This is a genomic window from Mesorhizobium sp. M1338 (genome assembly GCF_040318045.1).
Classification (GTDB): domain Bacteria; phylum Pseudomonadota; class Alphaproteobacteria; order Rhizobiales; family Rhizobiaceae; genus Mesorhizobium.
In genome coordinates this window covers 25,298-51,479 of sequence record NZ_JAMYLL010000031.1, presented here as the reverse complement: position 1 = coordinate 51,479, position 26,182 = coordinate 25,298, and the positions used below count along the sequence as shown (strand labels likewise).

General features: G+C 62.6%; 20 protein-coding genes. 10 read left to right on the top strand and 10 right to left on the bottom strand.

All coding sequences use genetic code 11. From position 1 onward, the window contains the following. Positions 1-159 precede the first annotated feature (159 nt). The 3 genes from aceA (at position 160) to NKH19_RS23100 (ending at position 2,432) form a co-directional block, all read left to right on the top strand. Positions 160-1,449, top strand: a complete 1,290-nt coding sequence (aceA, locus tag NKH19_RS23110) for an isocitrate lyase (protein WP_352982846.1) — start codon at positions 160-162, stop codon at positions 1,447-1,449. 58 nt (positions 1,450-1,507) lie between these two features. Continuing rightward, positions 1,508-1,750 (top strand): SMc00767 family acetate metabolism repressor, encoded by a 243-nt coding sequence (locus NKH19_RS23105; RefSeq protein WP_352629639.1) that lies wholly within the window; start codon positions 1,508-1,510, stop codon positions 1,748-1,750. A gap of 277 nt (positions 1,751-2,027) precedes the next feature. Continuing rightward, positions 2,028-2,432, top strand: coding sequence for a response regulator (locus NKH19_RS23100; protein WP_502911007.1), 405 nt, complete (start codon positions 2,028-2,030; stop codon positions 2,430-2,432). Between the two features lie 22 nt (positions 2,433-2,454). Here NKH19_RS23100 and NKH19_RS23095 read toward each other — a convergent pair whose 3' ends face one another. Beyond that, a complete protein-coding gene (locus NKH19_RS23095; protein WP_352982844.1) occupies positions 2,455-3,171 on the bottom strand; it encodes an HAD family hydrolase in 717 nt (238 codons plus the stop codon). A 143-nt stretch (positions 3,172-3,314) separates the two neighbouring features. Between NKH19_RS23095 and NKH19_RS23090 the strand changes: the two genes are divergently transcribed. The 3 genes from NKH19_RS23090 (at position 3,315) to NKH19_RS23080 (ending at position 7,424) form a co-directional block, all read left to right on the top strand. Next, a complete protein-coding gene (locus tag NKH19_RS23090; protein WP_352869640.1) occupies positions 3,315-4,751 on the top strand; it encodes a glutamine synthetase family protein in 1,437 nt (478 codons plus the stop codon). Between the two features lie 166 nt (positions 4,752-4,917). After that, positions 4,918-6,204 carry an NAD(P)/FAD-dependent oxidoreductase gene (locus NKH19_RS23085; RefSeq protein WP_352982842.1) on the top strand — a complete coding sequence of 429 codons (1,287 nt, stop codon included), beginning with the start codon at positions 4,918-4,920 and terminating at the stop codon, positions 6,202-6,204. Between the two features lie 356 nt (positions 6,205-6,560). After that, on the top strand, positions 6,561-7,424 hold the full coding sequence (locus tag NKH19_RS23080) for an SH3 domain-containing protein (RefSeq protein ID WP_352982840.1): 864 nt from the start codon (positions 6,561-6,563) through the stop codon (positions 7,422-7,424). Positions 7,425-7,517: 93 nt separating this feature from the next. Here NKH19_RS23080 and NKH19_RS23075 read toward each other — a convergent pair whose 3' ends face one another. After that, on the bottom strand, positions 7,518-8,264 hold the full coding sequence (locus NKH19_RS23075) for an SDR family oxidoreductase (RefSeq protein ID WP_352982861.1): 747 nt from the start codon (positions 8,262-8,264) through the stop codon (positions 7,518-7,520). Positions 8,265-8,579: 315 nt separating this feature from the next. On the opposite strand from NKH19_RS23075, the gene zwf reads away from it, so the two are divergent. The 3 genes from zwf (at position 8,580) to edd (ending at position 12,642) form a co-directional block, all read left to right on the top strand. Then, entirely contained in the window at positions 8,580-10,049 is a 1,470-nt protein-coding gene (gene zwf, locus NKH19_RS23070) for a glucose-6-phosphate dehydrogenase (protein WP_352869646.1), read from the top strand. Continuing rightward, entirely contained in the window at positions 10,031-10,747 is a 717-nt protein-coding gene (gene pgl, locus NKH19_RS23065) for a 6-phosphogluconolactonase (RefSeq protein ID WP_352971440.1), read from the top strand. Before zwf ends, pgl begins: the two co-directional genes overlap by 19 nt. A 71-nt stretch (positions 10,748-10,818) precedes the next feature. After that, positions 10,819-12,642: a phosphogluconate dehydratase gene (edd, locus tag NKH19_RS23060; RefSeq protein WP_352869649.1), complete on the top strand. Its 1,824-nt coding sequence runs from the start codon at positions 10,819-10,821 to the stop codon at positions 12,640-12,642. Between the two features lie 84 nt (positions 12,643-12,726). Here the strand turns inward: edd and NKH19_RS23055 are convergent, their stop codons facing one another. The 8 genes from NKH19_RS23055 to NKH19_RS23020 all read right to left on the bottom strand — a co-directional run bounded on the left by NKH19_RS23055 (position 12,727) and on the right by NKH19_RS23020 (position 24,328). Further along, positions 12,727-14,391 (bottom strand): vWA domain-containing protein, encoded by a 1,665-nt coding sequence (locus NKH19_RS23055; protein ID WP_352982838.1) that lies wholly within the window; start codon positions 14,389-14,391, stop codon positions 12,727-12,729. Between the two features lie 376 nt (positions 14,392-14,767). Further along, entirely contained in the window at positions 14,768-15,730 is a 963-nt protein-coding gene (locus tag NKH19_RS23050) for a GlxA family transcriptional regulator (protein ID WP_013530232.1), read from the bottom strand. 56 nt (positions 15,731-15,786) lie between these two features. Then, complete coding sequence (gene folD / locus NKH19_RS23045) at positions 15,787-16,686, bottom strand: bifunctional methylenetetrahydrofolate dehydrogenase/methenyltetrahydrofolate cyclohydrolase FolD (RefSeq protein WP_352869653.1); 900 nt, start codon at positions 16,684-16,686, stop codon at positions 15,787-15,789. A gap of 180 nt (positions 16,687-16,866) precedes the next feature. Further along, positions 16,867-19,422, bottom strand: a complete 2,556-nt coding sequence (locus NKH19_RS23040; protein ID WP_352869712.1) for a GumC family protein — start codon at positions 19,420-19,422, stop codon at positions 16,867-16,869. Between the two features lie 319 nt (positions 19,423-19,741). Next, positions 19,742-20,683, bottom strand: a complete 942-nt coding sequence (locus NKH19_RS23035; protein WP_352869655.1) for a Csu type fimbrial protein — start codon at positions 20,681-20,683, stop codon at positions 19,742-19,744. Between the two features lie 14 nt (positions 20,684-20,697). Then, positions 20,698-23,118, bottom strand: coding sequence for a fimbria/pilus outer membrane usher protein (locus NKH19_RS23030; protein WP_352869657.1), 2,421 nt, complete (start codon positions 23,116-23,118; stop codon positions 20,698-20,700). Beyond that, the gene (locus NKH19_RS23025; protein ID WP_352869659.1) at positions 23,090-23,809 is read right to left on the bottom strand and encodes a fimbrial biogenesis chaperone; all 720 of its coding nucleotides are present in this window, start codon (positions 23,807-23,809) and stop codon (positions 23,090-23,092) included. The genes NKH19_RS23030 and NKH19_RS23025 overlap by 29 nt, the downstream gene beginning before the upstream one ends. A gap of 21 nt (positions 23,810-23,830) precedes the next feature. Continuing rightward, entirely contained in the window at positions 23,831-24,328 is a 498-nt protein-coding gene (locus NKH19_RS23020; protein ID WP_352869661.1) for a Csu type fimbrial protein, read from the bottom strand. A 548-nt stretch (positions 24,329-24,876) separates the two neighbouring features. Between NKH19_RS23020 and NKH19_RS23015 the strand changes: the two genes are divergently transcribed. Beyond that, complete coding sequence (locus NKH19_RS23015; RefSeq protein WP_352869663.1) at positions 24,877-26,172, top strand: lipopolysaccharide biosynthesis protein; 1,296 nt, start codon at positions 24,877-24,879, stop codon at positions 26,170-26,172. The last annotated feature ends 10 nt before the right edge of the window (positions 26,173-26,182 follow it).

The window sequence follows — 26,182 nt, the reverse complement described above, 5'->3', positions numbered from 1 at the left end:
AGCGTGCCTCTGTCAAACGCAACACAGATTTTCCCTTATATTTCGCCGATTTCCTTGATTTTTCTGGCTCATTTCGCGCCGGAATGTAAATTCAGTCATATTCCGGAGCACAGATGGTTGATGCCCGGACACGAGTGCAGCAATCCTTCGGAGTGACCAATGACTGATTTTTACAACCTCGTCCCATCGGCGCCGGAAGGTCGCTTCGACGGTATCGAACGGCCCTATTCCGCGGAAGATGTGAAGCGGCTGCGCGGTTCGGTGCAGATCCGCCAGAGCCTTGCCGAAATGGGCGCCAACCGGCTGTGGAAACTCATCCACGAGGAGGACTTCGTCAACGCGCTCGGCGCCATGTCCGGCAACCAGGCGATGCAGCAGGTGCGCGCCGGACTAAAGGCGATCTACCTGTCGGGCTGGCAGGTTGCCGCCGACGCCAACACCGCCTCCGCGATGTATCCGGACCAGTCGCTCTATCCGGCCAATGCGGCGCCTGAACTGGTCAAGCGCATCAACCGCACGCTGCAGCGCGCCGACCAGATCGAGACGTCCGAGGGCAACGGGCTTTCGGTCGAGACTTGGTTCGCGCCGATCGTCGCCGACGCGGAAGCCGGATTCGGCGGACCGCTCAACGCCTTCGAGATCATGAAGGCATTCATCGAGGCGGGCGCCGCTGGCGTCCACTATGAGGACCAGCTGGCGTCGGAAAAGAAGTGCGGCCATCTTGGCGGCAAGGTGCTGATCCCGACCGCGGCGCATATCCGCAACCTCAACGCCGCACGCCTGGCTGCGGACGTGATGGGCACGCCGACCCTGGTCGTCGCGCGCACGGACGCGGAAGCCGCCAGGCTGCTCACCTCCGATATCGACGAACGCGACCAGCCTTTCGTCGACTACGGCGCCGGGCGCACCGTGGAGGGCTTCTATCACGTCAGGAATGGCATCGAGCCCTGCATCGCCCGCGCCATCGCCTATGCGCCTTACGCGGACCTGATCTGGTGCGAGACCTCGAAGCCGGACTTGGCGCAGGCCAAGAAATTCGCCGAGGGCGTGCGCAAGCATCACCCCGACAAACTGCTCGCCTACAATTGCTCGCCATCGTTCAACTGGAAGAAGAACCTCGACGACGCGACGATTGCCAGGTTCCAGAAGGAACTCGGCGCCATGGGCTACAAGTTCCAGTTCATCACGCTCGCCGGCTTCCACCAGCTCAATTACGGCATGTTCGAACTGGCGCGCGGCTACAAGGCACGGCAGATGGCGGCCTATTCCGAGTTGCAGGAAGCGGAGTTCGCGGCCGAGGCCAACGGCTACACCGCGACCAAGCACCAGCGCGAGGTCGGCACCGGCTATTTCGACGCCGTGTCGATGGCGATCACCGGCGGCCAGTCGTCGACCACCGCCATGCATGAATCGACCGAGCACGCGCAGTTCAAGCCGGCCGCCGAATAGCGAACAGAAGAACGCAGAGGAAACGCCCGACAGGGCTTGGGACACAAGGAGAAGAGCGATGGCATCGATAAGCCGTGTCAAGGAACGCGCCGAGGAACAGTCCACGACGATGAGCGTCGACCAGCAAGCGACGATCCGCATGCTGGCCAACGATCTGCACCGCCTCAACCAGTCGGTGATGAAGGCGGTCGAGGCAGGCGTCTCGGTGGAGCTCGTGCGCTCGGCACGTCATCACGGCGGCGACGGCAACTGGGGCGATCTGCTGATCCCGGTGATCGTCACTCAGCAGGGCCATGGCTGATCGCAATCCGTGCAACCGCCTCTTCACCTGCGCGCTCTGCGCAGGTGAATTTTCTTTTTATGAAACGCACGTATGGACAGTTCAGTACAGTAGCGTTGCTTGAAATTCACTGCTCCCAAGCATGATTTTGGGGTCTTTTATTTCAACTTGACATGGACCACGATCTCACGCCAATTGCTCCCCAGATTCAACTCTGCATTGAAATAGGGGCGAGCTTCTTGGTCGACTTGTGTGCCCAGTGAATCGTGAAGACGAGACTCCAAGACATCTGAATTGGGTGGCCCGCGACGCAAGCACCGAGGCGATCCGTGATCCGTCGCAGGTGCTTGTCGTCGGCAAATCGCCCATCAATCGCGTGGTGATTTCGAAGATCGTCGAGCGATCCGGGCTCAAGCCAATCTCAGAATCTCCCGACACCGCGGCAAGGATCTTGCGGTCCCTCATTCCCGGCGCGGTTGTCCTTGACGGCGGCGCCGACAACAAGGACTGCGACAATCTGATGTCCAGCATCGGCGCGTTGCGGCGCGCCTCGGGCAAATCGCTGCCACCAGTGATCCTGCTTTCGACCAAGAATGGCACTACGGAAAGCCTGGGCCTGTCTGACATCATCGACGTGGTGGTCGCCAAGCCGATCACGCCCGAACGGCTGCAACCGGTGATCGATCGCTTGGTCGGCCGCTAGAGCGTAGGGCGGTTTCCTGGGATCAGCCTGCGTTCACGATGCTTGCTACCAGCCCGGGCAGTTGTCCGAGATCGGATATCTGGCGGAATCTCGATTCGGCCACCGGGGCCTCGACATGCTCGAGCACCCAGGTCAGTTCATGCGGCACATGGACACCCCAACCGCCGGCCTCGATGGCCGGCACCACGTCCGACTTCAGCGAATTGCCGACCATCATGCTTTTTGCCGGACCATCGCCATGCCGGCTGAAGATCCTGCCATAGGTGGCGGCATTCTTGTCGCTGACGATCTCGATCGCGTCGAACAATTCGCCCAGGCCCGACCCGGCCAGCTTGCGCTCCTGGTCGAAGAGGTCGCCCTTGGTGATCAGCACAAGGCGGAATGCGCCGGCAAGCTTCTCGACCGTCTCGCGCGCATGCGGCAAGACCTCGATCGGATGGCTCAGCATCTCGAGGCCGGCATCGAGGATCTCCGATATGACCGCCGCAGGCACGAGACCTTGCGTGACCTCGATTGCCGTTTCGATCATCGACAGGGTAAATCCCTTGATGCCGAAGCCATAGACGGCAAGGTTGCGCCTTTCGGCTTCCAGCAATCGTGCCGAGATGTGCTCCGCTTCGGCATGATCGGCAAACATGGCGGCAAAGCGCTTCTCCGTCAGGCGGAAGAACTGCTCGTTCTGCCAGAGTGTGTCGTCGGCGTCGAAGCCGATCGTCGTCAGTTTGCCGTCGTACCTCATGCAATTTCTCGATTGGGATTGAAGGCCGAAACTAAGCCGATCGGCGTGATTTTCAACCGTGTCAGCCAAAGCCCGACGCGGCTCCCCTTCCCTTCCATGGGAGGGCACGGCTATACTCCACAATCCGCAACCCAATCTGGTGAATGATGCCGCCTGCAAAAAAGGAAGTCCGTCCGTCGAGCCGCGGAGGACGTGCCCGCACGCCTGCCTTCGTGAAAAACCAACGGGGCGTCAAGAACTGGAAGGAAGTCAGCGCCTGGCTGGAATGGCGCGGCATCGAGGACATCGAGTGCATCACGCCTGATCAGGCTGGCGTCGCGCGCGGCAAGATGATGCCATCGAAGAAATTCACCTCCAACACCTCGCTGGCACTGCCGTCGGCTGTGTTCATGACGACGATTTCCGGCGGCTACCCCGAGGATGGCAACGGCTTCCACTACCCGGAAGACGACGGCGACCTCAAACTGATGCCGGATCTGTCGACACTGACGGTAGTGCCCTGGGAAGAAGACCCGACGGCCGCGGTCATCTGCGACCTCGTCCACCAGGATGGCCGCTCGGTCGAGTTCACGCCGCGCAATGTGCTGAAGCGCGTGGTTGCCGCCTATGACAAGCTCGGCCTGAAGCCGGTGGTGGCGCCCGAGATCGAATTCTATCTCGTGCGCAAGAACCCCGATCCGGACTATCCGCTGACCCCGCCGGTCGGCCGGTCCGGACGCGCGATCGGCGGCGGCGCCGGTTATTCGATCGCCGGCGTCAACGAATTCGACGAACTGATCGACGACATCTACCATTTCTCCGAAAGCCAGGGCCTGGAGATCGATACGCTGATCCATGAGGAAGGTGCCGGCCAGTTGGAGATCAATCTGCGCCATGGCGACCCGATCGAACTGGCCGACCAGGTGTTCATGTTCAAGCGCACCATTCGCGAGGCGGCGCTGAAGCACGAGATCTATGCCACCTTCATGGCCAAGCCCATCCAGGGGCAGCCTGGCTCCGCCATGCATATCCATCAGTCGATCATCGACAAGAAGACCGGACAGAACATCTTTTCGGCCGCCGACGGTTCGGAAACCGACGATTTTTTCCACTTCATCGGCGGCATGCAGAAGCATGTGCCGAACGCGCTGGTGATGTTCGCGCCCTATGTCAATTCCTACCGCCGGCTGACACAGGCGGCGTCGGCGCCGGTCAACAACAAATGGGGCTATGACAACCGCACCACGGCGTTTCGTGTGCCACGCTCGGATCCGGCGGCACGGCGCGTCGAAAACCGTATCCCCTCCTCTGACGCCAACCCCTATCTGGCGCTGGCGGCATCGCTTGCCTGCGGGCTGATCGGCATCACCAACAAGGTCAAGGCCGAGCCTCCCGTCCTGACCACCGCCAACGCCGATGAGATCGACCTGCCACGCGGCCTGCTCGAAGCCGTCGACCTGTTCGAGGGCGATGAGGAACTCTGCGCGCATCTGGGCAAGTCCTTCGCCGCGACCTATGCGGCCATCAAGCGCGCGGAATTCGAGACGTTCATGGAAGTGATCAGCCCGTGGGAGCGGGAATATCTGCTGCTGAATGTCTAAAGGAATAGCGAATAGCGAATAGCGAATAGCGAATAGAAATGATGAGACAGGCGACACCAGTCTCGATCAACCCTCACTCCTCAATTCTCCCTATTCGCTATTCGCTACTCCCTACTCGCTATTCGCTTTCTCACTCCCTTCCAAATCTCCGAGTCTTCACCGCATCATGGCCTACCAATCCCCAATTTCTCCCGGCCGCTCCTGGTATGAGGACAGCGCCGGACCAAGACCCGAATACCCAAGCCTCGATGGCGACCGGACTTGCGACGTCGTTATCATCGGCGGCGGCTTTACCGGTCTGTCGGCGGCAGCGCATCTGGCCAAGGCTGGCACCAATGTCGTGCTGATCGAGGCGCATCGCTTCGGTGATGGCGCTTCCGGGCGCAATGGCGGGCAACTTGGCACCGGCCAGCGTTCGTGGGTGGAGGATCTGGAGGCCGAGTACGGTTTTTCCCGGGCCAAGGCGCTGTTCGATCTCGCCGAAGAGGCGAAGGCCCATCTCCTCGAATTCGCTGCTGCCAACCAGATCGACATCGACTATATGCCGGGCCAGCTCTCGGTGGCGCACAAGCCGCGCTACGTCGACGATTACAAGGCGCATGCCGAGATCATGGCGAGCCGTTTTTCCTACCCGCATATCTCGTTCATGGATGCCAGGGAGACGGCGGAGCGGCTGGGATCCACCGCCTATTTTGGCGGGACGCGCGACACCGGCACTGGCCACATCCACCCGATGAAGCTGGTGATCGGTACGGCGCGGGTGGCAGCGCTTGTGGGCGCGCAGTTGTTCGAGGGGACGCCATCGACCGGCATCATTTCCAGTGGCGGCAAGGTCAAGGTTTCGACGCCGAGAGGCACGGTGACAGCGCAGAAGTGCCTGATCGCGGTCAACGCCCATGGCGGCACGCTCGAGCCGGTGAGTGCGGCGCACATCATGCCGATCGGGTCGTTCATCGGCGCAACCGTTCCTCTGGGAGCGAACTCGAACGTGTTGCCGGGCGGCGAGGCGGTCGACGATTCCCGCTTCGTCGTGCGCTATTTCCGCAGATCGAAGGACGGGCGGCTGCTGTTTGGCGGACGCGAGATCTATGGCGTCAACGATCCGAAGGATATCCACATCCATATCCGCCGCCAGATCGCGGAACTCTACCCAACGCTCAGGGATGTCGAGATCACGCATGGCTGGGGCGGCTATGTCGGCATCACGGTTCCGAGAAAGCCGTTCGTGCGCGAAGTGATGCCCAATGTCATCTCCGCTGGCGGCTATTCCGGCCACGGCGTCATGCTGTCGAACTTCTTTGGCAAGCTCTATGCCGAAACCGTTGGCGGCAACCGCGACCGGCTAAAGCTGATCGAGGACCTGAAAATCCCGCCGTTCCCCGGCGGCCGGCGCTTCCGCACGCCGCTGCTGTTCCTGGCGCTCAACTGGTTTGCTCTGCGCGACAGGATCTAGCGCCTTCTCCGTTCCAATGGAATCGGGACCGGTTCCATCTGTCGGCTGAAGCGTGATCTCTGACGAAGCTGAATGCCATTGCGCTCCGGGCTGGATAGGATCGCTCTGAATTCATGTAATATTCCTGTAATATTTGTTGCCGTGGCGGCACATTGCGGAATCCCCGGCAAAGGTGCAGAATCGGGTGGGAAGGCGTAGTGATGCCACAATCGCCGGCAACAGATGCCGGTTGTGGGCGACTGACGGGGAATTCCGCGGGCTTTCCCGCTTTGGTTTCTTGGGACCGATGCAGATCTGGCGCCAGATTCTTGGCATTCGATTGAAAGAACATCGGCCCGCTTATGGAGGTGGCAAGAGTGAGAGAGCCCTTCAGTTTCGGTACGCCGGAACGTCGGCGCTTTGCCATGCAGTTCGGATACGACATGCGGCCGTCCTTCTGGCAGGAGGTCCGTTCGAACTCGCATCTGGTGATCGCCGCGATCGGCACCGCCGCACTGCTTGGCGTCGCCGCCGTGGCGTTATGGCTGACATTGCCGGCCAGCGACAGGCAAGCGGCAGCGAGCTCCGAGCAGACCATTCCAACCATTCCGGTGAAGACGACGAAAATAGCCCCGGTGGGGGCCGCGGTCGCCGCGGCAGCCGTGCCGCAGACGCACAAGTCCGACACGGTTTCACCGACCGTCACGGCCGCGGAAGCCAACGTACAAGCGCTCGCGGCCAATGATCCGCGCTGGACCGGTTCGCAGCCGAAGGCTGCATCCGCTTCCGACTCGACTGCTCCGAGCCAGGTGGCGAACCAGGCTGAACAGGCACCGGACAAGCCGGCGGCGGCATTCGCGCAGCCGGCAGCCGATACCGATGCCACCGCTGAACTTGCCAAGGTTGCCGCGCCCTCCGCGGCGGCGGGCAGCCATCCCGATGGCGCACAAACCGCCGCCATCCCCGCGGTGAAGCCGCCAGTGCCGGCTCAGCAGCCAGCGGCAACAGAAGGCGACGGCAGCCGGGCCAAGGCGAAGCCTGGGAAGGTCGCAGCCGCCGGAACGGGGCGCATCCTGAGGGCCGTGACCATGCGGAGCGGCCCGAAGAAGAATGCCGCCGCCATCGGCACGGTGCCCGCCAGAACCTCGGTGCAGGTGATGAACTGCAAGCAATGGTGCCAGATCACCTACAACGGCAAGACCGGCTGGGTCTACAAGAGCTACATCAAGACCGGCGCCTGACGCCCCACCGCTCCGCGCGGGGCATGTCCGTTGTTCTGGTGCATGTCACTCTCCCAAAACCGGGGCCACTTTCGGGCCACATACACCAGGCTTTCAGATGCAACGGCCGCCGTCGACCTCCAGCGCCACACCGGTGATGAAGGCGGCTTCGTCGGAGGCCAGCCAGAGTGCGGCGTTGGCGATGTCGAGTGGCGTCGAAAGCCGCCCGAGCGGGATCGATGCCCGGAACTTCTCACGGATTTCGGGTGTGTCGGCGCCCATGAATTTCTCCAGCATGCCGGTCTCGCCGGCAACCGGGCAGAGGCAGTTGACGCGGATGTTCTTCGGCGCCAGTTCCACCGCCATCGATTTGGTGGCTGTGATCGCCCAGCCTTTCGACGCATTGTACCAGGTGAGGCCGGGCCGCGGCCGCAGACCCGCGGTGGAGGCCGTGGTCAGGATGACGCCGCCGCCTTGCCGCTCCATGATTGGCACCACGGCGAGTGCCGCGTGATAGATCGCCTTCATGTTGACCGATGTGATCAGGTCGAAGGTTTCCTCGTCGACATCGAGCATGTCGCCGTTACGGTGGGTGTAGCCGGCATTGTTGACCATGATGTCGATGCGGCCGAAGGCGCTTTTGGCGGCATAGACCATCTCGTCGAATTCGGAGCGCAGCGAAACATCTGTCTGGGTCCAGATCGCCGCTTCACCGATCTCGCTGGCGACGCGCTCGGCGCCCTTGGCATTGAGATCGGCGACGACGACCCTGGCGCCCTCCTCGGCAAAGCGCCTGGCGATGCCCTCGCCAAAGCCCGACGCAGCACCGGTGATGACGGCAACCTTGTTTTCCAGACGCATGTTTTTACCGCTCATGATTGGTGACGATCGACCGGCACGCCAATAATGCACATCCGTGCAATGCCATGGCTTCTGACCGGGTTGGTCGAAAGATGTGCGGCCATCGCCGATTTCTCCTTTGGCTTTCGCCTCGATCCCGCTCTATGCTGCAACTGCGAAGGCTTCCGGAGCCGCGCCTGTCGACAAGCCTCCAGGTCATCGGACTGTCAAGGGGCAGGCGCATACACCCAGATGTGACACCATGGCACTGGAAAATTTAAATCGATTAGATTATATCAGCCGCGTCAGAGCGACCGGCGTCAAAGCGGACAGACCATGACCAGCCAGATCATCCCCGTCGACCCTTTCGACTTCATCATTTTCGGCGGCACCGGCGATCTGTCCGAGCGCAAGCTTCTGCCGTCGCTCTACTATCGCCAGCGCGACCATCAGTTCTCCGAGCCGACGCGCATCATCGGCACGTCGCGCTCGAAAATGAGCGACGAGGAATTCCAGGCGTTCGCCAGCCAAGCGATCTCCGAGCACGTCAAACCGGCCGATATCGACGCCAAGGAACTGAAGACCTTCCTGGCGAGGCTATCCTACGTCTCGGCCGATGCAACGACCGGCGCCGGATTCGACAAACTGAAGAAGGCGATAGGCGACAGCGACCGTATCCGTGCCTTCTACCTGGCGGTGGCGCCGGCGCTGTTCGGGGATATCTCGCACAAGCTGAAAGAGTACAATCTGGTCACGCCGAACTCCCGCATCGTGCTGGAAAAGCCGATCGGCCGCGACCTTGCCTCGGCGCGAGCGCTAAACGATCTGGTCGGCGACGATTTCCACGAAAGCCAGATCTTCCGCATCGATCACTATCTCGGCAAGGAGACGGTGCAGAACCTGATGGCGCTGCGCTTTGCCAACGCGCTCTACGAGCCGCTGTGGAACTCCGCCCATATCGACCACGTGCAGATCACCGTGGCCGAGACCGTGGGACTGGAAGACCGCGTCACCTATTACGACAAGGCCGGTGCGCTGCGCGACATGGTGCAGAACCATATGCTGCAGCTGTTGTGCCTCGTCGCCATGGAAGCGCCGTCGTCGATGGATGCCGACGCGGTGCGCGACGAGAAGCTGAAGGTGCTGCGGGCGCTGAAGCGCATCAACGGCAACGAGGCGCCGAAGCAGACCGTGCGTGGGCAGTACCGCGCCGGTGCCTCGTCCGGCGGAGCTGTAAAGGGCTATGTCGAGGAGCTTTCCCACGACAGCAACACCGAGACCTTCGTCGCCATCAAGGCCGAGATCGGCACCTGGCGCTGGGCGGGCGTTCCGTTCTACCTCAGGACCGGCAAGCGGCTGGCAACCCGGGTTTCGGAAATCGTCATCGAATTCAAGCCGATCCCGCATTCGATCTTCGGCGACAGCGCCGGTCCGATCTTCGCCAACCAGTTGGTCATCCGGCTGCAGCCGGACGAAGGCGTCAAGCAGTTCATCATGATCAAGGATCCGGGTCCGGGCGGCATGCGGCTGCGCCAGATCTCGCTCGACATGAGCTTCGCGCAATCCTTCGATGGCCGCGCGCCGGATGCCTATGAGCGGCTGATCATGGATGTCATCCGTGGCAACCAGACCCTGTTCATGCGCCGCGACGAAGTCGAGGCGGCGTGGAAGTGGATCGACCCGATCCAGAACGCCTGGGAAAGCGCCAGACAAGAGGCGCAGGGCTATACGGCGGGCACCTGGGGACCCTCGGCCTCCATCGCACTGATCGAACGTGACGGGCGGACATGGCACGAGAGCAATTGAACAGCGCCGCTTACAGCTGGAACGGCTTCGCCGGGCGCCAGGAATTGGCGGCCGCCCTTGCCGGTCATGTCGCCGGCCGCCTGACCAAGGCAATCGCCGAGCGCGGCACGGGGCTGCTCGCCGTCTCCGGCGGCACCACGCCGGCAAAATTCTTCGCCGCTCTTTCGGCGATACCGATTGCCTGGGACAAGGTGATCGTGACGCTGGTCGACGAGCGCTTCGTGCCGGCCTCCTCGCCACGTTCCAACGCCGGGCTGGTGGCCGCCAATCTCTTGCAGAACGCGGCCAAGGTGGCGCGCTTCGTGCCGCTCTATCACGAGGCCACCAGCATCGAGGATGCGGCTTCCTCCGACAATGCGGCGCTCCAGTCATTGCCCTGGCCGCTCGACGTCGTCGTGCTCGGCATGGGGCCGGACGGCCATACCGCCTCGTTCTTTCCCGATGCCGACGACCTGGAAAAATTGCTCGATCCGTCCTGCGACAGGATCGTGCTGCCGGTTCATGCGTTGAGTGCGGGAGAGCCGCGGCTGACCCTGTCGCTGGCGCGCATCGTCGATGCCGGCTTCATCGCGGTGCACATCGAAGGCGAGGACAAGCGCACCGCCTTCGACGGCGCGGTTGCACCCGGACCGCGGAAACCAATCCGCGCCGTGCTCGACGCCGCGCATAAGCCCGTGGAGATTTTCTGGGCGCCCTGATTTGAACTTGCTGAGGGTCCCGGCGGACAGCCGGATTGTGTTCCGGGACCTCGCCTGAAAGGACCGACACCATGACCGCCAGACGCGACATCGAAGCCATCACCGAGCGCATCCGCGAGCGTTCGAAACCAGGCCGGGAGCGGTATCTTAGCCGCATAGCCGAGGCGTCGAACCGCACCGCCAACCGGGCCGTGCTGTCGTGCGGCAATCTCGCCCACGGCTTTGCGGTGTGCAGCCCCTCGGAAAAGCTGGCGCTGGGTGCGGATAAGGTCCCAAACCTCGGCATCATCACCTCCTATAACGACATGCTGTCGGCGCATCAGCCTTTCGAGACTTTTCCGGCGCTGATCAAGGACGCGGCGCGCGAGGCCGGCGGCATCGCGCAGGTGGCCGGCGGCGTGCCGGCTATGTGCGATGGCGTGACGCAAGGCCAGCCCGGCATGGAGCTGTCGCTGTTTTCGCGCGACGTGATCGCCATGGCCGCGGCGATCGGCCTGTCGCACAACATGTTCGACGCCGCCGTCTATCTCGGCGTCTGCGACAAGATCGTGCCGGGGCTGGTGATCGCCGCCCTCACCTTCGGCCATCTGCCGGCGGTGTTCATTCCGGCCGGGCCGATGACCACCGGCCTGCCGAACGATGAAAAGGCCAAGGTCCGCCAGCTCTATGCCGAGGGCAAAGCCGGACGCGCCGAACTGCTGGAGGCCGAGTCCAAGTCCTACCATGGGCCGGGCACCTGCACCTTCTACGGCACGGCGAATTCCAACCAGATGCTGATGGAGATCATGGGTTTGCACACGCCGGGCGCTTCCTTCGTCAATCCAGGCACGCCGCTGCGCGAGGCCTTGACGCGCGAGGCGACGAAGCGGGCACTGGCGATCACCGCGCTCGGCAACGCCTATACGCCGGTCGGCCGGATGATCGACGAGCGCTCGATCGTCAACGGTGTCGTCGGCCTGCATGCCACCGGCGGCTCGACCAATCACACCATCCACCTGATCGCCATGGCGGCGGCGGCCGGCATCGCCATCACCTGGCAGGATATTTCCGACCTTTCGGAAGCGGTGCCGCTGCTGGCGCGGGTCTATCCCAACGGTCTCGCCGACGTGAACCATTTCCACGCCGCAGGCGGGCTCGGCTTCCTGATCCGCGAACTGCTCGACGAAGGCATCCTGCATGAGGATGTGCAGACGGTCTGGGGCGAAGGCCTGCGGCCCTATGCGGTCGAAGCAAAGCTCGGTGCCGACGGCAGCGTCGTGCGCGAAGCCTCGCCACGCCAAAGCGGCGACGAGAAAGTGCTGGCGCCGTTCAGCAAGGCGTTCCAGGCGACCGGCGGTCTTAAAGTGCTGTCGGGCAATCTCGGCCACGCCGTCATCAAGACTTCCGCGGTGAAGCCGGAGCGGCGCATCATCGAGGCGCCGGCCAAGGTTTTCGACAGCCAGCAAGGGCTGAACGAGGCGTTTAAGACCGGCACGCTGACCGGCGATTTCATCGCCGTCATCCGCTTCCAGGGGCCGAAGGCCAACGGCATGCCGGAACTGCACAAGCTGACTACCGTGCTCGGCATCCTGCAGGATCGCGGCCAGCGCGTGGCGCTGGTCACCGACGGGCGCATGTCTGGAGCCTCCGGCAAGGTGCCGGCGGCGATCCATGTGACGCCGGAAGCAGTCGAGGACGGGCCGATCGCCAGGATCCACGAAGGCGACATCATCCGGCTCGACGCCGAGGCCGGGACACTCGAGGTGCTGGTGCCGGCCGGGGACTTTGCACTGCGCCGGACGGCCGATGCCGACCTGATCGGCAATGAATTCGGTTTCGGCCGTGAGCTGTTTGCCGGCTTCCGGCAATTGGTCGGCCGCGCCGACCATGGCGCCAGCGCCTTCGGCACGGCTTGACGGAATCACCATCCTGTCCATGAAAAAGGGCGGCTCATGGCCTCGGCTCATGGCCGCCCTTTTTTGCTGCCGGTCAAATGGCGGTCACGGCGTAACGGTGATTTCGCTCCGTTCGCCGGCCTTGACCGTCACCGGCATTTCCTTCTCATGCCCCGCATCGGACATGTGTCGGACAACCACATAGTCGCCGGCCGGAACGGTCTGCTGCCAGGTATCGCCATAGTTCAGGCCAAGCGCCTTGCGCTTGCCCTCAATGTCCTTTTTCGGCGACAGGATCTCGATCGAGTAGGCACCGGGGGCCGACATGGCCAGAACGCCGGCATCGAGCGGCACCTTGATATCCATGACATCACCGACCTTGATGCTGAACGGCTGCTCGACGACCGCCAGGTCAAGCGTGGTCAGCGCGACATAATCGTCCGGCGGCAGCCAGAACTTGCTGTCCGGTCCATAGGAATGCTCGACGCTGTCACGCGTGCCATCGATTTTCTTCTTCGCCTTGACGATCTCGAAACCGAGGCCGGGACTGTCGGCCTTGTCACCGCCGGCGATATAGACGGCGTTGAGCATGACATGGCCGACACCAACGATGACGTCCTTCTCGATCTTCTGCCCGGCGGCGAGCTGGATGGTTTCGGTGACGCTGCCGGCGCCAATCTGGACCGTGACCTTCTGTTCGCCCGCCGGCACGATGATTTTGGTGTCGCCATAGTGGGTGGTGCTGCCGCCCGGATAAGCGAAATTGAGGCTGGCCGCGTCACTGATGTCGGCGCCCTGGCTCGGCCGCGGATGAATGAGCATGGTGCCCGCGTTCAAGGTGAACAGCGGCTTGTAGACCTGACCGGCCTCGATCTTGACCTTCTGCTCCACCTTGGCATCGTCGTCGCGTGCGACGACGATGTAGTCGCCCGGTTCGAGATTGCCATTGTAGGTGCCATATTCGGTGGTGACGGAACCGCCACGCGAGCCATCGGCGTCCGCCTTGTAGATCTCCCAGGCGTTGCCGTCGGTGATAGGCTCGCCACCTTCGGCCATCACCACCGTCGGCTGGAAATTGAATTCAGGCTTGGCCGGTTCCGGTGCGGGCGCAGGAGCGGGAGCCGGTTCTGGAGCGGGTGCCGGCGCTGGTGCCGCCACGGTCTCGACAAGCGCCTCCTGCAACGCCTTCTCGTCGGAGGCCTGGATGTATTTGCCGCCGGTGTTGTCGGCGAGGCAGGCGATCTGCTTGCCTTCGTCGGCGGTGAGGCCGAAGCCGACGACATCGGCGGTGAAGTCGACGCCGGATGCCTCAAGCTCCTTGCCAAGCGCGCAGGGGTCGCCACCGCATGTTTCGAGACCATCGGTGATCAGCACGACGGTGGCCTTGTCCTCGGTGTATTTCAACGCCTCGGCTGCTTGCTTGACGGCAGAGGTCAGTGGCGTCTTGCCGAGGAATTTCAGGCTGTCGGCGGCGGCCGAAATGGCACTTGCCGAACCTGCCTGTGGCGGCACGATCAACTGGATATCGTCGCAGCTGCCCTTTTCGCGATGGCCATAGGCCATGAAGCCGATTTCGTCGTCGGTGGGGACCGATTGAAGCACGGTTCGCAGCGACTCGCGGGCGATTTCGAGCTTGGGCTTGCCGTCGATCTGGGCCCACATCGAGCCGGAGGCATCGAAAATGACGATGACCTTGTTCGCGGCAAAGCCGAATGTCGTCATCGACAAAAGGAGGATCGCCGCAGCGACGCTCCGTGCAAGTCCCGCCATCGATATCTCCTCAAATCCGCCCTGATCCGGGCGGCAAAGCTATTTGACGCCGCGCCGGGACACAAGCCCGCGCACCTATGCGTAGGGCTCCGAACTCAGGTTGACAAAGGACCTGACGACAGCCAGTTCGGCGGTGTTGGCAGCTTTTGTGCCGGATAGGAATTTTTTCTTGATTCCGTGACCTCAGCTGTGGTACATGTTCGTCCATGGTGCTGATTTGCGCCAGCGACCCGCCGCACAGGCGGGTTTTTCGTTTGATGCTCCGTCAGCCAATGCGCCGGCGAAGGCTGGGAGGGAACCCGTTAACCCGGGTTCGTTGCCCTGGCCCGGTGCGCCGGGGCCGAATGCCAAACTTTTCAACGGAGCGAAAACCCGCTCAGTAGGTCGTGCGGCGCTCTTCCGAGGGCGGCCTGCCGAATTGCAGCCGGTAGCTCTGGGCAAAGTAAGAATGCGAGGTGAAGCCGGTCGCGATCGCCACGTCGAGGATCGGCATGTTGGTCTGGCGCAGCAGTTCGCGCGCCCGTTCCAGCCGCAGCCGCATATAATAACGGCCGGGCGTGACGCTGAGATGGCGCAGGAACAGGCGCTCCACCTGGCGCACCGACAGGCCGGCGGATTTTGCCAGCTGCACCGCCGACAGCGGCTCGTCGAGGTGGTCGGCCATCAGTTCGACAATGCGCCTGAGCTTCTCCGACTTGCCGGTCAGGTCGCGTTCCGGGCCGACACGCTGGCGGTCTCCGGCCGAGCGGATGCGTTCGTGCTGAAACTGGTTGGCGACGCCATTGGCGAGGTTCGAGCCGAAATCGCCGCGCACGATCTCCAGCATCAGGTCGATCGAGGTGGTGCCGCCGGCGCAGGTGTAGCGCTTGCGATCGATCTCGAAGACATTGCCCGTGCAGTTGATGTCGGGGAAGCGCTCGACGAAGCCGGCGCGGTTTTCCCAATGGATGGTGCAGCGATAGCCTTCGAGCTGGCCGGCCTCGGCAAGCAGGTAGGAGCCGACCGACAAGGCACCCAGCGCATTGCCGCGCCGGCCCCAGCTGCGCAGCGCCGCCAGCACCTTGCTCTTGCCGGGAAATTCCGTCGTCAGCCCGACGGAAACGAAGAGGATATCGACCGGCGGCAGGTCGGCGACGGCGTAGTCGATCTTGAGCGGCAGGCCATTGGAGGCCATCACCGGATCGCCGTCGGCCGACACCGTGGTCCAGCCGTAGAAGTCGCGGCCGAGCAACCGGTTCGCCGACCGGAACGTATCGATCGCCGCGGCCAGCGAGAACATGGAGAACTTGTCGACCAGCAGGAAAGCGAACTGCCTGCCGCCTTGAACGGGATCAGTCATGACCGGCCGTTCTGAGGGAACACTGGGGTTCGGCAAAGTTGCGGCTTTCTGGCGGGTCAGAAGGACGGCCGTTTCAATCCGGCCGCAAGGTAGGCCGAGGCTAACGTATTGGCCATCAGCATGGCAATGGTCATCGGCCCGACGCCGCCGGGCACCGGCGTGATGGCGCCGGCGGCCTTGGCCGCTTCGGCATAGGCGACGTCGCCGACGAGGCGCGACTTGCCCTCGCCCTTTTCGGGTGCGGGAATGCGATTGATGCCGACATCGATGACGGTGGCGCCGGGCTTCACCCAATCGCCCCTGATCATCTCCGGCCGGCCGACGGCGGCGACAAGAATGTCTGCGGTGCGGGCAAGTGCCGGCAGGTCTTTGGTGCGGCTGTGGGCGACTGTGACGGTGCAGTTGGCGGCAAGCAAGAGGTTGGCCATCGGCTTGCCGACGATGTTGGAGCGGCCGACGACGACGGCATTGAGGCCGGACAAATCCTTGCCGCGCACCCGCTCGATCAGAAGCATCGAGCCGGCCGGCGTGCAGGGCACGAAGGCAGTCTCGAGTTCACCGGTGCCGAGCTTGCCGACATTGATGAAATGGAAGCCGTCGACATCCTTTTCCGGCGCGATGGTCTGGATGATCTTGCCGGCGTCGATATGGGCCGGCAGCGGAAGCTGCACCAGGATGCCGTTGATGGCCGGATCGGCGTTGAGGTCGCCGATGATGTTCAGCAATGCCGGTTCGGAGGTTTCGGCCGGCAGCGTGTGCTGCACGGAATGAAAGCCGCATTCCTTGGCGGTGCGCGATTTGGAGGCGACATAGACTTGGCTCGCCGGATCCTCGCCGACGATGACCACGGCAAGACCGGGTTTGGCCTTGCCTTTGGCGACAAGTTCGGCCGTCAGGGTCTTGACCGTCCGCACAACGTCTTCGGCAACGCTCTTACCATCAATCACTTCGGCCATGGACCACCCTCAACACCAAAATGCCCAAGCGCGCCGCTTCCGGAAGCGACGCGCTTTTTGATCTTTCACAGCGTGGCATCTTCACGAAAATTCCAACACGCAATCCCGCCAAAGCGCCGTCCCATGCCGTTTACGCGAAACCGGCATGTTTTTGTACGACAGCGCGAAGAATTTTGTGGCTCAGAAGTACCGGCGGCGCGCTCGGCTCTCGGTGAGTTCGCGGACCGCTTCGCGGAATTCGCGCAGGCTGGCGCGGATTTCCTCGATTGGCGCTTGCGGTTCGACGTCCTGCTCGGCCTGCCGCGCCTCCACAGATGGCTCGCGAGGCTGGGTCTCCTGCTGCGGCGAGGTGGGATGTTGCGGATAGAGCGCGGAAGCAGGCTGAGGCGGATAGGGCAGCTGCCCGGCATTGGGGGCCGACATGGACTGCGGGTAGCCCGGCTGCTGCGTGTAGGCCAAAGGCTGCGCGTAGGGATAGAGTTGCGGGCCCGAATACGCTCGCGGCGGCACCATGTGCGCAGGCTGAGGCGGCTGCGCCATCTGCTGGGCATAGGGAACAGGATTACCGGACCGGACGGGCGGCGGCGGCGGGTAGGCCGCCGCGACCTGCTGCCGAGGCGTAAAGGCCGGCGCCGACTGGGGATAGGGGGAGTACGCCGGATCTTGCGTTGGCTTCCCGTTTTCAGCGGAGACCCACTCGGTATCGAAGGGCTCTTCCGGGGACGGCTTGCGGGACACGGCCTTGCGCAGCCTCGACAGCAGCGCGCTGACTCTGCCGGGGCCTTCGTCCGGCGTGATCTCGGTCTGCTGGACAGGCGGTGGTGTTACGGGCGGTGGCGGCGCAGGTGGTGGTGTCGATGGTTGCGGAGCAGGTGGTTGCGGCGCCGGCGGGGGTGCTGCCCGATATGGCTTGTCCTCGTAGGGCGTCCGGCGCTGGTCCGCGCCGCGGTCGCGGCGCGAGCGCGAATTGGCGGTGTCACGCAGGCTCTCATAGGCGCCACGCATGGCGCCGAGGCCAATGCCGGAGGCAAAGCCCAGCAACAGGCCGGCAAGCGCCACCACGACCCGCGACGGCCCGTTCGCCTCGAGCGGCGCGAAGGCCTTCGAGATCACGTTGATGTTGGCGGTGTTGATGTCCTTCTGCTCGCCGGTCTCCTTGGCGCGCAGCAGGTACTGTTCGTAGACGGAACGCTTGGCGGTAGCCTCGCGCTCCAGTTCGCGCATCGACACCAGATCGCCGTTGACGTCGCCGCTGCGAACCTTGAGCTGCGCCAGACGAGAGGCGAGATCCTGTTCGAGCTGGACCGCGCGCTTGAGGTCGACCTGCAGCGACGAGCCGATGCGGCGCAGCTCGGCTGCGATGCGGTCGCGTGCACCGGCAAGCTGGGCATTGAGCGCCTGGAGTTCGGGGTGGCGCGGGCCGAACCGGATGGCGGCGCGATCAGCCTCCTGCTTGAGCGACGCATATTGCGAACGCAGATCGCTCATCGTGTTGGAGTTGATCTCCTCCGGCAAGGTGCCGGTGAGAACAGAGTTGACGTCGACCGAACGCGCCGAAGCGGCCCGGGCATTCAGTTCCAGCGTGCGGGCGCGGGCAACCGATAGCTGCTCGTTGAGCTTCAGCATCTCGTCGTCGCTGATGAGGTGGCCCTGCGCGTCGACAAGGTCGTGCGAGGCCCTGAAATCCTCGACCTTGCGCTCGGCCGCCTCGACGCCCTTGCGCAGTTCGTCCAGCCTGGCCGTCAGTTCGTCGGTGGCGCGGCCTGCGGTATCCGACTGGATCTGGCCGAAAGTCTGCAGGAAGACATCCGTCATCGTGTTGGCGATCAGTGCCGATTTCTCGCCATTCTGCGTGGTGGCGCTGACGGTGATGACGAAGGTCTTGCCGCCGCGTTCCACCGAAAGGCTCTCGGCCAGATTGCCGACGGCAAGCGCCCGGCGACGGGTGTCGTCGACACCACCTGGCCCGTCATTGCGTGACAGGACGGAGCGGATGAGCGACATGACGCCGAGGCCGCCGCTGCCCTGCCCATTGAATTCCGGGTCGTTGACGAGATTGAGCTTGTCGACGACCTTGTTGAGAACAGTGCCTGATGTCAGCACCCGGACCTGGTTTTCGACGATGGCCAGCGTCGCGTCGGAAGCGACGACCGACTGGGTGAGGTCGCGATCGGTGAGCTTCAGGTCGCGCGGATCGACGATCAGTTCGGTGGTGGCTTCGTATTTCTTCGGCGTCGACAGAGCGATGGCAATGCCGAGGGCGGCACCCAGTATCGTCGTCGTCACGATCAGCGCCTTCGACTTGCCAACACCACGGACGACCTGCATCGGATCGATCAGCGGCTTCCACTGCTGGCTGTCGGCGCCGTCGTTGTGGGATGCCGGCGCATTGCCTGAACGATAAGGTTCGGATGCAGGATCGGGGCTATAGGCGCCCGCGGTTTCCGCCGATTGTGTCCGTGGCGTGGTTTGCGCAGGGGTCACCGACGAGGCCGTCTCATAGCCAGCCTGATACCCGTCCGTTGCGGCCGGATCCGACAGCTTCAGGTTCGTCCGCGTTTCGCGTTGTGAACGGGCGAGACGATGACGCGTGGCGGCATCCTCGCGCCATGACGGGTCTGCCCGGTCCCCGATCGAGACCAGGGACGCGTCGGGTTCGTCGCCGCGCACAGCCTGGCCTAGCGCCAGCAACGAGCGCTCGCGCTTCCAGTCTTCGCGGTTTTCCCTGTCGACCATCGTCCGGAACTTTACCCTTGGCGACCTGCGAACGGCGATTGGCCATTCGTTAGCCCACGCTAAACTTACAAGCCCAGAATTCCGCGAAGTGGGAACTTCTTTTGGCGTCAAATGGGCAGAAATAGGCGAACTGGGCAGTTCGTTTGGCCATGGACTCGTTGGTTTGGAACTTGGCACTGGTATGGTTAAGGGGCCGTTAAGCCAGGCCACCCAGAATGCTGTCCCGCTGCGAAGTCAGAGGTCGGCTGGCGTATTCTCTTCCCAGAAGGCGGGCGTGAGTAAAATTGGATATCTTGGCGTGCCGTCATGCAACCAACGATCAGTATGTGATCGTCACGACCACCGTATCCGTATAGACGCCGGCCGAGGGCGTCGTCTGCGGCGGCACCCGGCCATACACCGTCAATGCTTGGACGAGACCGTTTCCGGTACCGGGCACCGTGCTTCCGGGCGTCGCCGCATCGCCCCATGGTTGCGAGCGTGCCGTGTCCTTGTAGAGGCCATAGGTAACGGTCTCGGCACCCTTCGACATTTTGCGCGCCGTCGGGGCCGAATTTGTGGTGCCACCATTGAGGGATACGGTGTAGGCCGTGCCCGAGGTACAGGTGACGGAAACCCCGCCGGTGGCGTCGACATTGGCGCTTAGCACCCCTTTGGCGCCGAAGTCGATGTTCTGGACCGTGACGAGACAGTTCGCTGCCACGGACGCGTTCACCGTAAAATTGGTGGTGGTTGCGGTGCCCGCCGACGTCGTACAGTCACTGCCGAGACTATAGCGATAACGAAACGGTGTGTTCGCACCGGAAAACGTCGAAAGATAGCTTCCGGGAACAGCCGTCGACTGTCCGCCCAGAACAGCGCCGTAGATGGTAATTGCCCCCGATCCTGATCCCAGAGCGTTCAGCGTCAGGGCATAGGCCGGCGAACGGGCGGCATAGGGCCAGCTGTACGAACCCCAGATAACGCTGCGCGTCGAATCCGAATAGATCTGATAGTTGAGTGGATTGGCTCCGCTCAGCATCTGACGCGCCGCAGCGGACGTTGCTCCGCCGCTGCCCTCAGCGAGATTGGGACAGATCAGGATGCGCTGCAGGCCAATCCCGGTGCAGTCTACGCTGATCGAAGCTGTTGAGTTAGTCTGGCTGCCAGATAGGGTGTCGACGCTTCCGAAATTCAGGTTGGAACTGCTGAAACTGCAACTTTGCGCAAAAGACAGCGAGGGCAACACCAAGAAGAGGACAAAACCGACGGCACGAAGCATGGTTGATCCTTGTCTCACAAGCATTTCAGATCGTTGATCACGACCTGTTTTCCCGGCACTGGCTTGTAAGGAAACTCGGCGCGACAGGTCTTTCCGTCACTCAGATCGATGACGATTGCGTTGTGCGCCCTCAGCCCGCGAATGTAGGCTTGGCCGTCATAACCGACGAAGAAGTCTTCAGAGCTGCCCTCAAGCTTGCCGGAAAGGCCGGCTTGCAATGGCGCCCCGCCCTTGTCCGCAATGGTAACCAGCGCGGCCCGCGGCGTTTCCGAGACTCCGAATTTCACAACCACGCCGCTACGGTCGGCGGGCACGACCGTTTCCCTAGTGGCCGGAACATCGGCGTCGACCGGCAGATTCTTCGGATCGATCGAAATCGTGTTCAGTTCGTAGGAATTGAGATCAGGCACAAGAATACGGCCACGACGGTCGGTCTTGCCGACAGGTCTGTTCTGACGTTCAACCTCCACTCCCGGCGTGCCAACATCCACGACGGCAAAGGCGTCGTCGATCCGGTTGGCTGCGAATACGCTGCCGCCGGCCACCGCGATTGCGCCATCCATCCGCGCCGTCGCCCGAACATCGTGATCATACTGCTGGACGCCGGCCTCGAAGCGCGCGAACGGAGCGCGATAGCTGACCGCCGCCGAGCGGTTGGGAACGTCTCCTTCCGATGTCCGCGCACGCCAGCCGATGCTTCCGTTCTCAAGCCGCTCTGCCTTGGCGACGTCGGCCACGACGTTCACACCATTGGGGCCTTGCTCTACTCCCGTGGAGGCGGTGATACCTTCGCCGAAGGGGATCGAAACGCCGGCAAAAACACCAAAACTTTTGCGATCCTCAAGATCAGTGAACGCCGTAGCGTAGAGCGTGCTCCGCTTGAATATCTGCTGGCTGTAGGAGAGCCCGACAATCTGGCTCTGCTCGCCTTCGGCATCCTCCAGGTGGGTGTAGGAAAGGTTGAGACTCGACAGATCGAGCGGCATCGGCACGCTCAGCGTTACCTGATCGATCGCACGCGGAACGCCGGGACTGAAGATCGGAAGACCATCCGGTCCCGAGAATTCTGGTTCGGCCGTCACCGAGGCGATGTCCTCATAGTCTCCGAACGCCCTTTGAACCCTGCCGTACAGCGACCATCCCTCGTAGGTGAGTTCCAGCGACGCGTTCACCAACGAGCCGGTGTCTCCGTCGTGGTGGCTTCCCGCAACCGCAACCGAAGCAGCGCCATACGGTCCGAGCGGAAAGGCAACACCCAATCCCCCGTTGAGCAGCTCTTGACCGCCCTCGAAATGGCCCTCGAGCGTCAGCCAGTTGGTAAGCCCGTAGCGGGCGGTGGCGACGCCCATGACGCGCTGGTCGTAGTCGTTGGATTCGACGCCGAAATTTCGGCGCGGAAGTCCGGCCTCGGCCGAAAAATCAAGCAGGCCCTGTCGCAGGAGCATACTGGATGCGTAGAACGGAAGCGTTGCCGTGGTTTCCCTTCCAAGACTGTCTCGCAGCACCACGCGTGCCTCTCCGGCTCCCGTGAACACCGGCACGTTGATGACCTGGAATGGCCCTGCCGCCACGTCGCCAGCGTAGGTGCGCACGTTTTGGGTATAGACCTCTAGGGTCGAAGGCACGGCTGCCGTGCCTTCAAACGAGGGGAGTGGAAGGGTGACCAAATCCGAACGAAGGGAAAAATTGCGCTGTGCCTGGATGCCGCCGAGAAAAACAGGTCGGGTCCATGACAGGCCACCGGAAACGAAATCTCCCGCCCTGTAGGTGACCATGCGGTCAGGGTCCGAATAACTCCAGGTGGTGTTCAGCCGGGTGAAGTCCTGGAGCTCGCCGTCGGAATAACCGGTGATGAATGACTGGGCCAGCGTTCCGTACGGGCTGAAGGCGCGTGCATCGAAGGCGCCGGAGACGCCCTGAAACAACTCGACGTTATCATCGAACAGCGTGTTGGAGCTTGCAAAGAGGGAATAGTTGAGGACGGCCCCGTAGTCCGATTGCGGCTTCAGCCGATCCTGCTTTTCGGCCGGGCCGACATCGATCGTGCGGGCGGCGCGACCGTCATTGGTGGTGGTGACATAAAGCCGCTGCGCCGTCTCATCGACGCGAAAGGAGATGCCCGGCAAGCGATCAAGCCTGGCGAGGCCATCGGCGTCGATCGCCTCCTCGCGTGGTTTGAGGCCGACCTCCTGCAGTTCCCCTGGGGCGGCCGCAAGGCCGCCATCGGGCAGTTCCTTGAAGTTGCCGATCATCTTGGATGAAATGTCGTTGATGAACACTTCCAAATAGAGATCGCGCCCAGCGGGCCGAGCCGAATTGGAGATGTCTTGTGCCGGTGCGTCCGGAATCTCTTGCGAGTTCACCTGCGACGAAGAGCAAATCACAAGAACGCCGGCAGCCGCCGTGCTAGCGACCCTGAACGGCGACTGTGGCATCGAATGGTCCAAAATCGCTCTGCGCCTTAAGCGTCACGGAGCTTCCGGACAGCGATTTGCCGCTGCCGATCGGCCATTGCATTGATGCCCCACCCAAAACGTAGCCAACAAGTCCGCTGCGGCTCGCTAGTTTTTTACCTCCCTGGTTGAGAGTGATGTTTGACAGTCTCAGTCGGCTATCACCGTCGTTGCGTGCCTTGAGGATCAGCCCACCGCCGGCGCGCGAAAGACTGAACGACACGTTCGGCGTCGAAGCGTCGGGACTGCGGAAGAAGACCGGGATCGAATACCGCAGGACCAGGGTCACGGTCCCGGCCTGTCGGCGCGAAGGGTCCGGCAGCTCATCGACGACAACGCGATAGCTTTCCTCGGTTCGAACCGGCGCCTTGCCGACCCGCAGGACCCGGACCACGTAGTCGGCGTCGGGGCCGAGTTTGGTTGAAGGCGGGCTGGCCACCACGTCCGACGTCGGCTCCAGCCGTTCAACGCCATCCACCTGCGTCCATCTGAAGACGCGGACTTGTACGTTGATCGGCCGCTTCGCGTCATTGTGGAGGTTGAGAACCGCAGCACTGTCTGGTGCAATCAGTTCGAGATTGGTCGGGGCTACCCTCAGCGAGGCGGCTTGTGAAAATCCGGCGCACAGCAGAACAAGGGCCGCCGCGCCAATGCTTGAAAGCATGGTTCGCATGTCGTTCTCGCTTCGCTGTTGTCAGTAGGTAACGGTGATCGCGACGGTGTCGGTATAAACGCCGGCCGCCGGTGTGGATTGCGGCGGCACCCGTCCGTAAACGGTCAAGTTCTGGACACTGCCGTTGCCGGTTCCCGCGACTGTGTCGGTGCCGACCGTAATACCCCAATTTTGTGTGCGAGCCGTGTCCCGGTAAAGCGCGTAACTGATTGTCGCCGCCGCCGGGCCGGTCATTTTGCGAGTTGTAACGGTCGCGCCGGCGCCGCCACCGGCACTCAACCCGACATTGTAGGTTTGTCCGGTCGTGCATTGCACGCCTATCGTGCTGGTCAGATCGACATTGGCATCGATGACGCCCCTCGTGCCGAAATCCAAATCGCTGGCGGTCTGAACTTTGCATTCGGCCTGGATGGTGATGCGAACGGTCATGTTGCCGGTCGCCGTCGCGGCGAACGCCGGGCCCGGCGGCACGATCGCGGCAAGCGCCGCAATACTCGATGCGAGAGATCTCCTAAGCATGCACGGTTCCCTTCTTCAGAGTGCCCTTAACGCATGCCACTACGCCCCTTTCACCTGTCGCGGGTGCCCCCCAACGTGATGACCAAGCGTTGGTCAAAGCATATCGGAAGGGCTTTTCAATACAACCGCTTATTGAGACGCTGACTTTTTGACTTCCTTTGCATTAGCAATACCTAAATTATTAACAAATGAAACTTTCAAAGCGGAAATTAGGAACTTGATTCCGCGCCGCTAGCGTTGGATGAGCCGCAACGGAGGCGTCGAACCAGCCTATTAACTGATTGGTCTAATCAAGCTGAAGGGCGGGACAATGCGTGGTCACTGGTACCCGCGCCCGAGCCTGGGAGATCGCGCTTTGGATCCTCGACCGGAAGTACGAGGAGAAACGCGACGGATAATCTTCACGGCCGGGCCGATCAAGTCCGAAACCGATTTTGCCAGATCAGCGGGCGCGGATAGACCGGCAAAAAGCCCGCCGCTTGCCAACAACACAGCCTTAAGCTCCAGAACGGCACGTTAAGCTTTCCGGCCTAGGCTCTGTTTGAGACATGACGCAGGCCAGTGACATACCGCAAAGGCGGCCCCTCGCCCGGATCGGCAGCTTTTTGGCCGAACGACGGGGGCTGCTTCGCGACTATTTCTCGGCGATCAGCGGCGCCGGTGGGCGACTGGTGTTTTCACTCGCCTATTTCATCGCGCTGGCCAACACGCTGTCCATTTCCGAGTTCGGCATGTTCGCCACGGCGTCGGCGGCCGGCGTCATGCTGTCGCGCATCCTCGCCTTCGGTTTCATCTCGGCACTCTACCGCACCGCCACTATCCGCCCCAGTCTGATCGGCACCTTCACCGCCGGCTTCCTGCTGCTCGGCCTGCTGTCGTTGCCGCTCCTGGCGGCCGCCTCGTTCGGCGTCTATCTGATCTTCTTCGCCAGCACCGTGCCGCTGGCGGTGTTTGCGGCAATCGTCTTTGCCGAAGCGCTGTTGTGGCGGCCGGTGGAGGTGGCGCTGATCGTCAACAACGGTCTGGGCAAATTCGGCCGCGCCGCGGTGCTGGCCATCCTGGCGACGGCGCTGCGGGCGCTCGGCGCGGTGCTGTTCATGTTCTCCGCGCAACACAGCGTCTGGATATGGTCGTGGTTCTACATCGGCTCCAATGCCGCCTCCTTGATACTGGCATTCGGCTGGTTCTATCCGCGACAGCGGCTGCGGCTGCGCATCGAGCCGTATCTCCGGCGGCTGGCCGATTCCATCTATGTCGCCGGTGCAGAAGTGCTGTTCTACCTGCAGATGGAGTTCGACAAGCTGCTGGTTCTGGCGATCGGCGGCCCGCATCTGGCCGGTATCTACGCCATCATCATGCGGCTGGTCGACTTGACCGCCATTCCGATCCGAACCTTCTCGATGATGCTGGTGCAGCGCATGATGCGCGCGCCGGAAATGCTGTCACGGCTGGCGGTCAAGAGCGGCATCGAAGGCGGCGTGTTCGCGGTCTCGACGCTGGCGCTGCTGGCGCTCGGCATCGTGCTGCACTTCTTCCCCAATGCGCTTGGCAAGAATGTCGCCGAGGCCGCGCCGCTGGTGCTGCTGGCGATCTGCGTGCCGGGGTTGCGCAATCTGGTCGAATACCAGGCCGAGCTTTTGTTTGCACGCGGCCAGACCTTGGTGCGGGCGCTCAATCTCGGCCTGCTTGCCGCACTGAAGGCGCTGTTGCTGACCTATGTGCTGACGACCATCCTCGACACGCCGAACCTGGTGCTGTCGCTCAATGTCGTCTTCCTGCTTCTGTACCTCGCCTCGACGCTGCTCACCTATTCGGCGATGCGCAAGCCGGCGAAGCCGGTCTAAGACTTCCGGT

Coding starts and splice junctions, on each gene's coding strand:
- NKH19_RS23075 (WP_352982861.1), bottom strand. CDS start 8,264: ATGCGTCTGGAAAACAAGGTTGCCGTCATCACCGGTGCTGCGTCGGGC.
- pgl (WP_352971440.1), top strand. CDS start 10,031: ATGGCACGAGAGCAATTGAACAGCGCCGCTTACAGCTGGAACGGCTTC.
- NKH19_RS23015 (WP_352869663.1), top strand. CDS start 24,877: ATGACGCAGGCCAGTGACATACCGCAAAGGCGGCCCCTCGCCCGGATC.
- NKH19_RS23055 (WP_352982838.1), bottom strand. CDS start 14,391: ATGGCGGGACTTGCACGGAGCGTCGCTGCGGCGATCCTCCTTTTGTCG.
- folD (WP_352869653.1), bottom strand. CDS start 16,686: ATGGCCGAAGTGATTGATGGTAAGAGCGTTGCCGAAGACGTTGTGCGG.
- NKH19_RS23020 (WP_352869661.1), bottom strand. CDS start 24,328: ATGCTTAGGAGATCTCTCGCATCGAGTATTGCGGCGCTTGCCGCGATC.
- zwf (WP_352869646.1), top strand. CDS start 8,580: ATGACCAGCCAGATCATCCCCGTCGACCCTTTCGACTTCATCATTTTC.
- NKH19_RS23085 (WP_352982842.1), top strand. CDS start 4,918: ATGGCCTACCAATCCCCAATTTCTCCCGGCCGCTCCTGGTATGAGGAC.
- edd (WP_352869649.1), top strand. CDS start 10,819: ATGACCGCCAGACGCGACATCGAAGCCATCACCGAGCGCATCCGCGAG.
- NKH19_RS23025 (WP_352869659.1), bottom strand. CDS start 23,809: ATGCGAACCATGCTTTCAAGCATTGGCGCGGCGGCCCTTGTTCTGCTG.
- aceA (WP_352982846.1), top strand. CDS start 160: ATGACTGATTTTTACAACCTCGTCCCATCGGCGCCGGAAGGTCGCTTC.
- NKH19_RS23030 (WP_352869657.1), bottom strand. CDS start 23,118: ATGCCACAGTCGCCGTTCAGGGTCGCTAGCACGGCGGCTGCCGGCGTT.
- NKH19_RS23040 (WP_352869712.1), bottom strand. CDS start 19,422: ATGGTCGACAGGGAAAACCGCGAAGACTGGAAGCGCGAGCGCTCGTTG.
- NKH19_RS23035 (WP_352869655.1), bottom strand. CDS start 20,683: ATGCTTCGTGCCGTCGGTTTTGTCCTCTTCTTGGTGTTGCCCTCGCTG.
- NKH19_RS23105 (WP_352629639.1), top strand. CDS start 1,508: ATGGCATCGATAAGCCGTGTCAAGGAACGCGCCGAGGAACAGTCCACG.
- NKH19_RS23095 (WP_352982844.1), bottom strand. CDS start 3,171: ATGAGGTACGACGGCAAACTGACGACGATCGGCTTCGACGCCGACGAC.
- NKH19_RS23050 (WP_013530232.1), bottom strand. CDS start 15,730: ATGACTGATCCCGTTCAAGGCGGCAGGCAGTTCGCTTTCCTGCTGGTC.
- NKH19_RS23090 (WP_352869640.1), top strand. CDS start 3,315: ATGATGCCGCCTGCAAAAAAGGAAGTCCGTCCGTCGAGCCGCGGAGGA.